At 59.5% G+C, this 12,479-nt stretch carries 12 protein-coding genes; 7 read left to right on the plus strand and 5 right to left on the minus strand.

Going from position 1 to position 12,479, the window contains the following annotated elements:
* Positions 1-31: 31 nt before the first annotated feature.
* The gene (locus AC5RUU_RS11570) at positions 32-826 is read right to left on the minus strand and encodes a helix-turn-helix transcriptional regulator (protein WP_493975346.1); all 795 of its coding nucleotides are present in this window, start codon (positions 824-826) and stop codon (positions 32-34) included.
* A gap of 166 nt (positions 827-992) precedes the next feature.
* Entirely contained in the window at positions 993-1,583 is a 591-nt protein-coding gene (locus AC5RUU_RS11575; RefSeq protein ID WP_493975347.1) for a TetR/AcrR family transcriptional regulator, read from the minus strand.
* Positions 1,584-1,799: 216 nt separating this feature from the next.
* On the opposite strand from AC5RUU_RS11575, the gene trxA reads away from it, so the two are divergent.
* The 7 genes from trxA to AC5RUU_RS11610 all read left to right on the plus strand — a co-directional run bounded on the left by trxA (position 1,800) and on the right by AC5RUU_RS11610 (position 8,302).
* Positions 1,800-2,138, plus strand: coding sequence for a thioredoxin (gene trxA, locus AC5RUU_RS11580; RefSeq protein ID WP_493975348.1), 339 nt, complete (start codon positions 1,800-1,802; stop codon positions 2,136-2,138).
* Between the two features lie 78 nt (positions 2,139-2,216).
* Positions 2,217-2,594: a carboxymuconolactone decarboxylase family protein gene (locus tag AC5RUU_RS11585; RefSeq protein WP_493975349.1), complete on the plus strand. Its 378-nt coding sequence runs from the start codon at positions 2,217-2,219 to the stop codon at positions 2,592-2,594.
* Between the two features lie 122 nt (positions 2,595-2,716).
* The gene (locus AC5RUU_RS11590; RefSeq protein WP_493975350.1) at positions 2,717-3,805 is read left to right on the plus strand and encodes an alkene reductase; all 1,089 of its coding nucleotides are present in this window, start codon (positions 2,717-2,719) and stop codon (positions 3,803-3,805) included.
* Between the two features lie 89 nt (positions 3,806-3,894).
* The gene (locus tag AC5RUU_RS11595; RefSeq protein WP_493975351.1) at positions 3,895-4,464 is read left to right on the plus strand and encodes an OsmC family protein; all 570 of its coding nucleotides are present in this window, start codon (positions 3,895-3,897) and stop codon (positions 4,462-4,464) included.
* A gap of 49 nt (positions 4,465-4,513) precedes the next feature.
* The gene (locus tag AC5RUU_RS11600) at positions 4,514-4,882 is read left to right on the plus strand and encodes a thioredoxin family protein (protein WP_493975352.1); all 369 of its coding nucleotides are present in this window, start codon (positions 4,514-4,516) and stop codon (positions 4,880-4,882) included.
* A gap of 307 nt (positions 4,883-5,189) precedes the next feature.
* Positions 5,190-6,173 carry a thioredoxin-disulfide reductase gene (gene trxB / locus AC5RUU_RS11605; protein WP_493975353.1) on the plus strand — a complete coding sequence of 328 codons (984 nt, stop codon included), beginning with the start codon at positions 5,190-5,192 and terminating at the stop codon, positions 6,171-6,173.
* Positions 6,174-7,054: 881 nt separating this feature from the next.
* Positions 7,055-8,302 (plus strand): PucR family transcriptional regulator, encoded by a 1,248-nt coding sequence (locus AC5RUU_RS11610; RefSeq protein ID WP_493975470.1) that lies wholly within the window; start codon positions 7,055-7,057, stop codon positions 8,300-8,302.
* A 225-nt stretch (positions 8,303-8,527) separates the two neighbouring features.
* On the opposite strand, the gene AC5RUU_RS11615 is transcribed toward AC5RUU_RS11610, so the two are convergent.
* From AC5RUU_RS11615 to AC5RUU_RS11625, 3 genes are all read right to left on the minus strand, one after another.
* Entirely contained in the window at positions 8,528-9,139 is a 612-nt protein-coding gene (locus AC5RUU_RS11615) for an adenylate kinase (protein WP_493975471.1), read from the minus strand.
* A 421-nt stretch (positions 9,140-9,560) separates the two neighbouring features.
* A complete protein-coding gene (locus AC5RUU_RS11620; protein ID WP_493975354.1) occupies positions 9,561-10,520 on the minus strand; it encodes a C-terminal binding protein in 960 nt (319 codons plus the stop codon).
* Positions 10,521-10,635: 115 nt separating this feature from the next.
* Entirely contained in the window at positions 10,636-12,066 is a 1,431-nt protein-coding gene (locus tag AC5RUU_RS11625; protein ID WP_493975355.1) for a TIGR00366 family protein, read from the minus strand.
* Positions 12,067-12,479 lie beyond the last annotated feature (413 nt).

The raw sequence follows: 12,479 nt of genomic DNA on the forward strand, positions 1-12,479 counted from the left end.
GGCAGGCCCGATGTGGGGGATTGGGCCTGTCTCAGGCGCTCACTTCTGAAGTTCCGTTCACTTCATTGAGGTAGTTGTAGATAGTAAACCTCGTCACTCCCAAGGCAGCTGCAGCGGTCTCCGCGGCCTGCTTAATCAGGAAGAACCCGCGCCGATCCAGCTCGGCCACTACCTCGACTTTGTGTTCCTTACGCATCTTCTCGGGTGGTACCCCGACGGCTGCTATGGCCGCATCAATGAGGCGTCCACTCAGATCTTCAACGCTGTGCGGAAAGTACTCGCTTCCGTTCGCCGGCGATGCTGTGGCGTGTGAACGGTGGGCGGCCAGGGATGCCTGTGTTTGCGCCGGGGCGGCTTCGTGGCCCAAGACGAACCGGTCCATCGCTGCACGCAGAGTGACCCAGGCGGAAACGTCTGTGTTTAGGCACAGGGCTGCCGCCGCGCGACCATCTTTGTCTGTGTAGATAATGGTGGTGCTCTGAAGGATTCGACCATCTGGTAACTGTGAGCGGTAGCCGATTTCATGGCTGAAATCCCCGGCAGCAACCCGCTCCAGAAGCTTGTCCGTGGGCGGGTCACCGATCCGCCGACCTGTGACCACGCCGGCGATGGCCCGCACAGTGTCCGGGATACGCTGCAAATCGTGAAGCACGACCTCTGTCGGCTGGGGAACGGCGGTCTGGAGGGGCTCCACGAGGAGCTCAAGGACGCAGTTGATGGACTCAGCATCCATTCCCCGAAGCCCCTCTGGCGGTGGTGCTATCGATCCCTTCGGTCCATCGAGCATGACGATCCCTCCGTTGCAGTGACTGTTGAACTTATTCAACTAGTGTCGACTAGATTTTAACACTTTGTGCAATTGGAGAGTAAAGCCGGCTGACCTGGTTCTGTTCAACAGCCGGGTGAGTCAGGTGCCGGGCGCCCAGTCGCTGGTCAGCTCAAGCATCGGGATCGGGCCGTCGACGGAAGGGAGTGACCCGAGGATGGGGCCCTCAACGTTTTGGTATCACCTGGGCGGCCAGGGCGGCAGCTGCCATGAGCTCCTCCCGGGGAGCGCCGGATGCTGCTTCAACACTGAGCCCGTAGATGGCGGCCATGACATAGCGCGCCAACGCGTTGCAGTCGGTGCCGTCGGGAAGGTCGCCATCCGCCAGGGCTTTGGCAAACCGATCCAACACAGTGCGTCGAATCTCCTCGCGGGCGGTAGCCAGGAGGGTGACTATTTCATGGTGAGGTTCGCCCGATGACAGCCCCGCCTGCACGGTCATGCAGCCTGCGGGCTGGCCGGGGGAGGTGAAGACTCGCACCCTGCCGGTTAGAAGGTCCAGTATTGCTTCGTGCGCCGTGGGCTGCGCCATCGCCTCCTCCAGCTGGACGCTGCGTTCGCACATGTACCGATCGAGGGTTTTTTCGAACAGGTCTCGCTTACTGCCAAAAGCTGCATAGAGGCTGGGCGGGTTGATACCCAGCGCCTTCGTCAGGTCAGCGACCGACGTGCCCTCGTAACCCTGTCGCCAAAACAACTCCATGGCTGTCTGCAGGGCCACCTGATCATCGAATTCGCGCTTTCGGCCTCCCGGCATGTCTTGCCCTCCTGGTCCAGCAAACCGCGGTTTGCTTTTTCTGTAGTAACCACTACAGTATAACTCACAAGTTATTTAGTGATCACTACAGAACACTGGTGGATCCAGTCCCTTGAGCTCGCGCCCAGCGACGCATGACCCTCATCCCCGAGGCGGCTGATGCCAAACCCTGGGCCAAAACTCCCTGCCCTACCAACAAAAATGAAAGAGGAGCCCATGTCTGCACGATCAACAACCACTTCCGCATTCCAAGCCGATGTCCTCCAGAACGACCTGCCGGTCCTGGTGGATTTCTGGGCGCCGTGGTGCCCGCCGTGCCGTGCCGTCGGGCCCGTACTCGATGAGCTGGCCCAGGAGCAGGCCGGGAAAGTCGAGGTCATCAAAGTGAACGTCGACGAGAACCCCGAGCTCGCGCAGCAGTATGGTGTCACCTCAATTCCCGCTTTCCGGGTGTTCAACAACGGTGACGTCGTCGGTTCGTTCCTTGGTGCCATGCCAAAGGAAGCATTCGAAGACCGGCTTGCCCCCTACCTGGGTGCAGCAGCCCGCAACTGATGCCTCTGCAGCCCCGGTAGCCAAGACCGGGGCTGCACCTTCCACCCGCAATACACCTCCTGCACGAAGGAAAAAACTATGGGCTACCACGAGCACACAGACCACCGCTACCTCCGCAACCTCAGGAACGCTGCCCCTGACGCCGTGAAATCGTTCCTGGCACTTGACCAGGAAGTGCTGAACGGCGCCGGCAAGGTCATCTCGCGCAAGAACACCGAACTCATGGCCGTCGCCGTGGCCCTCACCACACAGTGTGCGTACTGCATTGAAGCGCACGTCAAGGCCGCCAAGGCCGAAGGTGCCACCGAAGAGGAACTTGCAGAAACCGTCATGATCGCTTCAGTACTGCGGGCGGGCGGTAGTTTCGCCCATGGCTTCATGGCAATGAAGTTCTTCGAAGGTGCACCGGATGCCGCGGCAGCAGCCCACACGCACGCTGCGGCTGGAGTTTCCTAGGTTCCGCCGAATACCAACGGTTAGGCACAAGCGTGCGAAGACCTGGGGTCATAACTGGTGCCCCCAGGTCGGCCATCTAGTGCCTACCAGACTCCACCGCGCGCTTTTGAAAGGCAAAATACATGCTGTTTTCCCCTATGACCCTCGGCGAGCTTGAGCTGCCCAACCGGTTGGTGATGGCTCCGTTGACCCGCACACGCTCCGGAGACGAAGGTATCCCCGGCCCGCTGATGGCTGAACACTACCGCCAGCGGGCTTCCCTGGGCCTGATCGTAAGCGAGGCCACCTACCCGGGCCTCGCGGGACGCTCGTGGCCTGGCCAGCCCGGACTCCACACCACGGACCAGATTTCCGGCTGGAAAAAAGTCACCGACGCAGTTCATGCCGAAGGTGGCCGGATCTTCGCCCAGATCATGCACGGTGGCAGGGTCTCCCATGAGGACATCACGGGCGGCCACCGCATCGTAGCGCCCAGTGCCCTCGCTATGGCAGGTGAAGCCCGGACGCCGGAGGGCAAGAAGCCGTACCCGGTCCCGCACGCCCTCACCATCGAGGAACTGCCCGCAGTGATCCAGGAGACCGTCACTGCCTCACTCAACGCCATCGTGGCCGGGTTCGACGGCGTTGAACTGCACGCCGGCAACGGGTTCCTCCTGCACGAATTCCTGTCTCCCAGCACCAATGTCCGCACCGACAGCTACGGCGGCACGCCGGAGAACCGTGCCCGTTTCGTGGTCGAGACCGTAGAAGCGGTAGCAGCAGCGGTAGGGGCCCACCGCGTCGGTATCCGTATTTCCCCCGAAAACGAACTGCACGACATGGACGAAGCCAACAACGCCTCTGCGCGCGCCACCTACCGTGTGCTCGCGGACAGCATCGCTCCGCTCAAGCTCGCGTACCTGAGCATGCTCCACCACGACCCGTCAGGTGACTTTGTCCAGGATCTCCGTGAGCGGTTCGGCGGGTCTTTCCTGGTCAACAGCGGCTTCGGCGTCGTCACCACTCGTGACGAGGCAATATCCCTTGTCGCTGACGGTCACGCCGACGCCGTCGTCGTTGGCCGCCCCGCCATCGCTAACCCCGACCTTGCCCTCCGCTGGAAGGACGGTCTTCCACTCAATGAACCGGATCCATCCACGTTCTACGGCGAAGGCGCCAAAGGCGCCAAGGGGTACACCGACTACCCCTTCTACCAGGAGTCTTTCTCTTAAGAAGGCGTTCCTCGAGAGGCTGACCGGCAACGCGCCTCAGCTGTGGAAGGCCTGATGGACCGCATCAACAGACAAATGAAAGGAACACCATGACCGAGATGAATACCCTGCGCACAGAGGCTTTCGCCGACCTCGCGGCCATCGAAGCGACAGTGGCAGCCGTCACCGAGCAGCGTGAGCTTGGCAAGGTCAGCTTCAGTATGCTCAGCGAGTCTGCCGGGGGGCTGACCGCTGAGACCATCACCGGGCCCCTGACCCAGGCAGGCATCGTCGACGAATCGCGCCGCGGTAGGTTCACGCTGCACAGCGATGAGCCGGTCTCCCTGCTTGGTACCGACACTGCTGTCAGTCCTGCTGAATACGTTCTCAAAGCCCTGGCTGGCTGCTACATGGTCACGCTGGCTTCCCTGGCTGCCGGCAGGAACATCCCGTTGAAGCACGTCGCGCTGACCCTTGGCTTCGACATCGATCTCAGCGGCTTCCTCGGAATTGACGACAGCGTCCGCAAGGGTGCCCAGCAGATCACTGTGGACGTCCAAATCGACAGCCCTGGCACGTCCCGCGAGGACCTGGAAGACCTGATCGGCGCACTTGAAGCGAGCTCACCGATCCGCGACACTCTGGCCAACCCCGTCCCCGTTATCACCCGCCTCGGCTAACACCGGCCGCGCCCGACCAGGGCCGACAATCCTCAATGGAAGGAACATTATGGCGACGACCAACATTACTGGAGAACAATTCACCGCGACGATCGAGGGCAACGACATTGTTCTCATGGATTTCTGGGCTAGCTGGTGTCCTCCATGCCGCCAATTCGGCCCTATCTTTGAGAAAGTCTCGGAAAAGTATGACGACGTCGCTTTCGTGAAGGTAGACACAGAGGCCGAGCAGGAACTCTCCGGAGCCTTGGGAATCACTTCAATTCCCACCATCATGGGCTTCCGAGAGAACGTCCTGGTGTTCTCCCATTCAGGCGTTCTCAGCGAACCCCAACTGGGCAACATCGTCGAGGCCATCGCCGCGCTCGACATGGCCGAAGTCCACGCCAAACTCGCCGCTTCACCGGCCCAGCTCTGACCGCATTTCAGACTGGGTTGAACCTGAGTGGCTGGGTCGCCCTGCGCCTCGGCCACTCACGGCGACGGCAATCAGACAACTCTCGATCGGTCTTCACCAGAGAGGTGCGATGGCGGGGCACCGGGGTCCACGGGCCCCGTTCAAGGGCTGCCGACGAAGGCAAAGCAAGGAAAAGTGCAGGCGGAGGCCTCAACACGTCCTCGCCACTTGCATACAGCTGGGGACGTCGAGTGTGAAAGTCCCCAACCCGCAGCGTTACACGAATGACAGCACCTCTGGCGCTGTATGCAGAAAAGGAGCATAAATTTTGAGGCAAATCTTAATCATCGGTTCGGGCCCTGCGGGCTACACCGCGGCCATCTACGCAGCACGCGCCAATATGCGCCCGCTCCTCATCGCATCGTCCGTAGAGGCCGGCGGCGATCTGATGAACACTACTGAGGTGGAGAACTTCCCCGGATTTCCCGAAGGGATCATGGGTCCGGATCTGATGGCAAAGATGCAGGCCCAAGCGGAAAGATTCGGCACCGACATTCTCTATGAGGACGTCACAAGCGTCGACTTGGCCGGGCCGGTGAAGAGCGTCACCCTCGGGTCAGGTGCGGTCCACGAAGCACTGAGTATTGTCTTTGCCACGGGTTCCGCCTACCGGAAACTCGGATTGGCTGATGAGGACCGTCTGTCGGGTCGAGGAGTTTCGTGGTGCGCCACGTGCGATGGCTTCTTTTTCCGCGACCGAACCATTGCTGTCGTAGGCGGCGGGGACTCAGCCCTTGAGGAGGCGATGTTCCTCACCCGCTTCGCTGAGAAGGTCTACCTGGTTCACAGGCGTGGCAGCCTGCGGGCATCCAAGATCATGCAGGACCGCGCTTTCGCTAACGACAAGATCGAATTTGTCTGGAACTCCGAAGTCGTGTCCATCAACGGCGAGGATCAAGTGGAAAGCGTCACAGTCCGTGATACCGGTACCGGCGGACAGCAAAATCTGGCGGTACGGGGCCTGTTTATTGCGGTCGGGAACGACCCCCGAGTCCATTTGATCCACGGGCAACTTGATCTGACCCCCGAGGGCACGATTGCCGTTGAAGACCGCAGTTCCCGGACAGCCCTTCCTGGGGTCTTCGCTGCCGGTGACGTCACCGACCCGACCTACCGCCAGGCAGTCACCGCGGCCGCATCGGGGGCCGCGGCCGCCCTTGATGCAGAACACTACCTTGCCTCAGTTGCACCGGACGTGTTGGGCTCTGCAGCAGCCGAACCGGTCAGCAGCCTCGAACTAGCCACCTCCTAGTGGAGACAGCGTCAGCAGCAGACAGCGTCTCTTACAAGACGTTTGAGTCTTTACGTCATATCTGTAGAGATCTGCTGCTGGGGAATCACACGCGCGATGCACACACATGGTTCCACCAGACAGGACATGGATCCGATCAGTGAAACTTTTTTCTTGACGCGGCCTGGTGTGAGCTGATTCACTTGGGGGAGGGGTTACAACCCCATTCCGCTCCCAGCTGAACTGTACCCAGGTCGCCTGGCTTGCAGAGATTGTCAACAGTATCGGTCTTATGCCGTTGTGCCTACGGGTGCCCCCGCAGATGACCACCTTTGCCGCCAATGGTAAGCAGGCCGGTCCTAGAGTCTTGAAAGGGGCGCCCGTTCATCCGCCTGCCGGAACAGTGTTTCATTCCAGGGGGATTGTTGCTTAGCCATCCAGCGAGTGCCCCACGCGAGGAGAACATGCACCTCAGCACGAGTCCGAGCTCTACGTCCGTATTCCCAACTCTTGCTGTGGTCGGCGAAGAACACCCTCTGAGCACTTACCGGTTCATAGGTTCAACGACGAAGGCAGGCGTCCATGACATTGCACCTAAGCACTGAGTGGCAGTCACTTAGAGGGGAGACGGTCGAGGTCCGGCTGGGCAAGTCCTTGTACCGCGTCGGGTTGGTTGATGAGGTCATGCCGGATGCCTCTGGGGTTTGGCTCGCTGCGGATGGGCTCCAATCACGGGAGTTTATTGAAAAAGCCCGCGGCTACAGTCTCTGGACAAGCCTGGTCTACTACCGGGCTTGCCAACCCTAGTGCCGGTCCGGCAGTTCTGCCCATCGCAGAAGCTGATCGGCGTTCCAGCTTCGATGGCGGCCGGCCATAGACCCCCAACAGAGGTAGTGACGCACATGCAGGGTCAGGAGCAATCTGAATTGACCGACAAGCACGAAACGGTACTTGTAGCGCTTTTGAAGCACCGGGCTGAAGAGATTGGGGAGCTGCTCGCGCGGCGCTTTCGGGAGGAGATTGTTGAGTACCGCTCCTTGCCCGAGGGATTCATAGAGCAGGATATCGCCCCCACCGCACGGCTACACCTGGAGGTGATGCTCCATGGCATCGAATCGGGGGAGGAACTGAATAGTGACCAGCTGCTTCCTTTTAGAGAAAGCGCCATCCGTCGCTTTAGGCAAGGGGTGCCGCTTCAGGCGCTTTTACAGGCGTATCGGCTTTGGGGACAAACGGTTTGGGAAGAAGTTCGGTCGGCGCCACAAACTCGAAACAATCCTGACTGTGCCCTGATAATAGCAGGCCGCATCATGAAACATGTCGACCTTGTATCAACAGCCGTAGCCCAGTCGTACCTGAGCGAAGCAGCCGGCATGGTGCACGACCGGGAGATGGGTCAACGCGATTTTATGGAGGCGCTGGTCGAGGGGAACGTGCCGAGAATTTCGCGGCACGCTAAGCTCCACAAGCTGGAGGTTGATGGTCGGTACCTGGTGGTGCTGCTCCGCCGGAGAGCGGGACCTGCGGCTGCTGCCGGGTCCATCCGCGAGTCCCTTGACCTGGTGAAACAACAGCTCTCAAAACCACCGTTCCATTTGGCGTTGGCTGGCGTACGGAACGAAGAGATTGTGGCAATCCAGGACATCCGCTCACCCCTAGGGGACAGTTTCCGTGCCCGGTTCAATGATTTGGCGGCAGCCTTGCCCGATTTCGTTCTTGGGGCAGGCAGACCCCACGACGGGCTTGCGTCAATCGCACGCGGCTATGTAGAGGCCCAGAACGCAATCATCTCGGTGCCTACCGGCCAGATGGAACCACGTGCCTACTTGTACTCCGATACACTCCTGGACCATCTGGTGCGCACCAGCCCGTTCCGCCATGATTTGGCGGAAGAGACTGTGGTTCCGCTCCGAAGGCACGATGCGGCCCGCAGCACATCGCTGCTGGCCACGCTGCAGGCATACGTCAAGGCGGACTTCAAGCTCGTGCAAGCGGCGGAGTTCCTCCGTGTTCAGCCGAACACCGTGAAGTACAGGCTCCAAAAGATTCAGGACGTCACGGGGCACGACCCCTTTAACTCTGAAGATCTCACACTTCTTGCATTGGCCCTCAGGCTTCAGGACCCCGAGGATCAAAGCGATCTTCCGTAAAAGCAAGGAGCTTTGCCTTCCTGAGCCCAATGTCTAACTTCAAGGATGTAGGAAACTGGCCGCCCTCCTTCCCAGGGATGCTGCGGTGCCTCTGTTTGTCCAGTCGGGATGAGTGCAGCTTTTGCACCTGAGCAAACATTTAAGCGCGCACTTGTCGGGATGGGGTCAACGTCTGACGGTGCAGCCCCAGATCCAACGACTGGCCTCCGGAATCCAAACGGAAGCTCACAGTCTGGCTTCACACAGGCTCGCATATTTCTTGGAACCTATGTGGCCGGCAATTGCTCGCAACACTCGGTCTGTGACCTCCCCGGGCTCACCAATGCCGTTGATCTGGACCAGAATCTTACGAGCGGCGTACACCGAAACGATAGGCCTGGTCTGATCCTCGTAGAGATCGATCCGGTGCCGAATTACCGATTCGTTGTCATCACTACGGGCGGACTGCTTTCCTCTCTGCTTGAGGCGCTGGATGAGGACTTCGCTGCCGGCCTGGAGTTCGATAGCCAGGTCAAGCTCATAATCAGCTTCGGCAAGAAAGGTGTCCAGCCTCTCTACTTGGCCCATAGTGCGGGGGTATCCGTCGAGTAAGAAGCCCTTCTGAGCGTCTGCTTGGCTCAAGCGCTCCACGACCATGGCGTTAGTTATGTTGTCAGGCACGAAGTCCCCGCGGTCTACATGCTTTTGGGCCTCGAGTCCCAGGTCAGTACAGTCCCTGATATTGGTGCGGAAGACATCTCCGGTAGATATTGGAACTATTCCTAGCTGATCGGATACGTGCTCCGCTTGCGTGCCCTTTCCAGAACCTGGCGGACCAATAATAAGCATTCGTGACATGGAGAACCCTTCTATTTCTTCATTGGAATATGAGTTTGGGCCAAGCGTTTTTGACCTGCCGCACTGCCCAGTTGCCACTCAGCGCGTCCTAGACATAGGTGTACTCTGCCTTCTGCGCTCTTCGGTGAGCTGCTTCCCGCCGCTTTCTGGGTCCCGGCCCGGCCGGGGGTGTTCTACGGAGGTGCGGCCCGCGCGGAGATGGACGACGTCGGAGGCTAAGGAGTCCGGTCACACCTTCCCGGGGGTCGGCGGCACTCGAGCTTCGGGGCAAGTTCCCGGTGCCCAGCCGGCGGCTGAGTCAGGTTTCCCGTTGTCTGCCCAACGACAGCATTGTCAGGTGAAGGGCGCGGGGAATATTCCCCGCGCCCTTCACCGTGATGTCACCTATAGCGAGGTATCGGCTCGCGACCTTTCTTCTACCTTATTTGCCCGGCCGTGGGAGAATCGGGCATCGTAACGGGCGCCCTGACAGTGCCCGGTCCAGTTCGTCGGCGGCGCTGCGCTGGAGGCGAACCAGTGAATCGTCTGAATAGAAAGCCGCATGCGGGGTCAGCAGCAGATTTGGTGCTGACCGAAGCGGCGATTCTGAGGACAGTGGCTCCTCCTCAAAGACGTCCAGCGCGGCTCCGGCAATGATGCCTGATCGAAGTGCGGAATCCAGGGCGGCGCCATCAACGAGGGCGCCACGAGCAGTGTTAACGAGAACAGCGTTCGGCCGCATCAGCGCCAGCGTGTCCTTCGAGATCAGATGATGTGTTGACGGCAGCAGCGGAACATGAAGCGTCACCGCATCCGATTCGGCAAGGAGCTCCGCGAGCTCAACCAGGCGGATCCCCCTGCTTTTTGCCTCTTCCGGATCCGCCACTGGATCATAGGCGAGGAACGTAAAGCCAAAGGGTGCGAGCCGAGAGTGCACCGCCTGCCCAATCCTTCCCATCCCAATGATGCCCACAGTTGAGTTCGACAGGTCCGGCAGAGGGGAAAGTGCTGCCGGATTCGCCCATCCCTCGTCCCTGATCGCCCTGTCATACATAGGCAGTCGGCGCATGAGGCTGAGGAGGGCGGCTGACGCGTGGTCCGCCACAGTCTCGCTTCCGTAATCTGGGACGCTGGCAATGCGGACACCGAGTTGGTGGGCCCGGTCAACATCAATGTTGTCCACGCCAACGCCGTAGCGGACAATGACGGCGTTTGGGGCCAGTGCTTCCAGGACCGCTGCAGTGATTGGAACGTGTGTCACCATGACCACGTCCGCACCCGCAACAGCATCCACGGTTTCCTGCTCTGACTTGCACTGGAACACTTCGAACACGGCGCCGTTGCTGTGGGCTGCTGCGCGTTCGCCTTCGAGTTCCTTAAAGGGGGTGTCTGTGACGACCACGCGTTTAGTTGTCGGGCCGGCACTGGCCTGTGGTGAATCTGATTCTAGGGTTTCCAAGGATTTCTCCCTTTCAAGATGATGGTGGTGGACTGCCTACGGGCGGTCTCAGACGCAGTTAGGGCATGACCGGGGCTACGTATGGGATCGTGTAGCTCAGCCCCCAGAAGGCCGCGAGCATTACCGGCGCGATGAAAATGAAGTAGATAAAGGTGAACCCAACTACGTTGCGCGCTTTGAGGGAGAGGAGCCCAAGAATCGGGAGCATCCAGAACGGGTTGAGGAAGTTTGCCAGGGCTTCGGTTCCGTTGTATGTGGTGACGAGCCAGCCAAGGTTGCTCCCGGTTTCATTGCCCGCCGCCAGGACGTAGGGTGCCTCCAAAACCCACTTGGCTCCTGCTGCCGGGATGAACAAGCCCATGACGATTGAGTAGATGCCAACCAGTGGATGCAGCATGCCGCCCTGGCCAGCTCCGATGAAGAATTCGCCCAGATAGGTCGCCACTGAGTGCCCTGTGGAGTTCTCGGCCGTTACAACGACAGAGGCGACGGCGGCATAGATGGGGAACTGGATCAGTGTCGGGCCCACAGCCGGGACAGCGTCGTATACGGACTTCAGGAACCGGCGGATGCGCCAGTGCAGCAGCAGCGCCACTGTCAAGCAGATGAAGATGTAGTTGTTGAGATTGGAGATCGTCTTGTCGAATCCGATGGCGTTTGACTGCAGAACAAGCCACCCGATCGACATGGCCACAATGATTATTGTCAGAAGGGGGCTGTGGGAAAGCCAGTCGCCGGGGCGACGGTCAACCTTCGACTCATCTGCGTCGTTGGCCCCGATTTTTTCGACGGCGATGCCAAGGTCCTGTGCGGTACGCACGTTTGCTCCACGAGGCGCGGTTACGTAGCCGATCACCATGGCTACTGCCGTCACGACAAGAATTACCACAAGGTTCTGCCACAAGAAGATGGTGGCTGAGAATGGAAGCACCCCGGCAACATCCAGGATGTTTTTAGGTGTGCTGGCGGGGGTGGAGTGCATCAAAGCCGGTCCTGAGGAAAGCCCGAGCATGCAGATCGTCGAGGAGCCCACAAGTGCTGCAGCAGCGGCTGCGCGGAAGTCCATTCGGAGCTCTTCTCGGCGGGCGAGGGCCAGGACGATGAAGCCTGAGAAGATCATGCCGAATCCCCAGTTGATGAGGCCGGTTACCACGCTGATCAAAATGACAAATACTATCGCGGCGGGTCCCGTCTTTGGGATGTCAGCCAGACGGTTCAATCCCTTCCTTAGTGGCCTGCATGATGCCATCGCGAAACCTGCGATGAGAACCATGGCCATCTGGTAGGTGAACGGGATTAAGTTCCAGTACCCGCTGCCAAAGGACTGGACGATTGCCGTGGGCGAAGCGCCGATGGCCAGTGCGGCGAGGCACCCGATGAGCAAGGCAGCCAGGGCAATGACGTAGGCATCCGGAAACCAACGTTCGGTAAAGATGGTGACCCGGTTGGCTAGGCGTTGCAGACCAGTTGTGGGTGTTTCGTCAAGCAATAAAGGATTTTTCTCGCTAACAGACACTGTTCATTTCCTCCTTGAAATGGTTTTCCGTGCACTTGTAGGCGTGAGCTGGGTAGAAGGCCGGCGTAGTGCCACAGGAGACGCTTTTTTGCCGCTTGTGCCGGCTAAGCAGGTTGGGGCTCTTGATGGAAAGGCCGCGCAAAGTGATAGACCTCACGCCTACACTTGAGAGGAGTCTAAAATTCTTCGGAACGAAAGTCCATAGTTCGGAAAATATGACGTGCCCTAGGCCGTCCCATCTACTCACGGGGGCGTTATTCGAAACAAAGTTCCGTACTGAGGAACAAGCTGGACCAGCGGTTTTGCTTTAAACGCAAAAAACATCTGTAAACCTTCGCGTTTAAACGTAGGGACGAAGCCGGTTCCCTGCTCGTACCGTGGTCTGA

Source organism: Arthrobacter sp. K4-10C, from assembly GCF_059090085.1.

Bases quoted from the DNA above. Each gene is read 5' to 3' on its own strand.
- AC5RUU_RS11590 (WP_493975350.1), top strand. From the start codon at position 2,717: ATGCTGTTTTCCCCTATGACCCTCGGCGAGCTTGAGCTGCCCAACCGG.
- AC5RUU_RS11595 (WP_493975351.1), top strand. From the start codon at position 3,895: ATGACCGAGATGAATACCCTGCGCACAGAGGCTTTCGCCGACCTCGCG.
- AC5RUU_RS11575 (WP_493975347.1), bottom strand. From the start codon at position 1,583: ATGCCGGGAGGCCGAAAGCGCGAATTCGATGATCAGGTGGCCCTGCAG.
- AC5RUU_RS11615 (WP_493975471.1), bottom strand. From the start codon at position 9,139: ATGTCACGAATGCTTATTATTGGTCCGCCAGGTTCTGGAAAGGGCACG.
- trxA (WP_493975348.1), top strand. From the start codon at position 1,800: ATGTCTGCACGATCAACAACCACTTCCGCATTCCAAGCCGATGTCCTC.
- AC5RUU_RS11585 (WP_493975349.1), top strand. From the start codon at position 2,217: ATGGGCTACCACGAGCACACAGACCACCGCTACCTCCGCAACCTCAGG.
- AC5RUU_RS11610 (WP_493975470.1), top strand. From the start codon at position 7,055: ATGCAGGGTCAGGAGCAATCTGAATTGACCGACAAGCACGAAACGGTA.
- AC5RUU_RS11600 (WP_493975352.1), top strand. From the start codon at position 4,514: ATGGCGACGACCAACATTACTGGAGAACAATTCACCGCGACGATCGAG.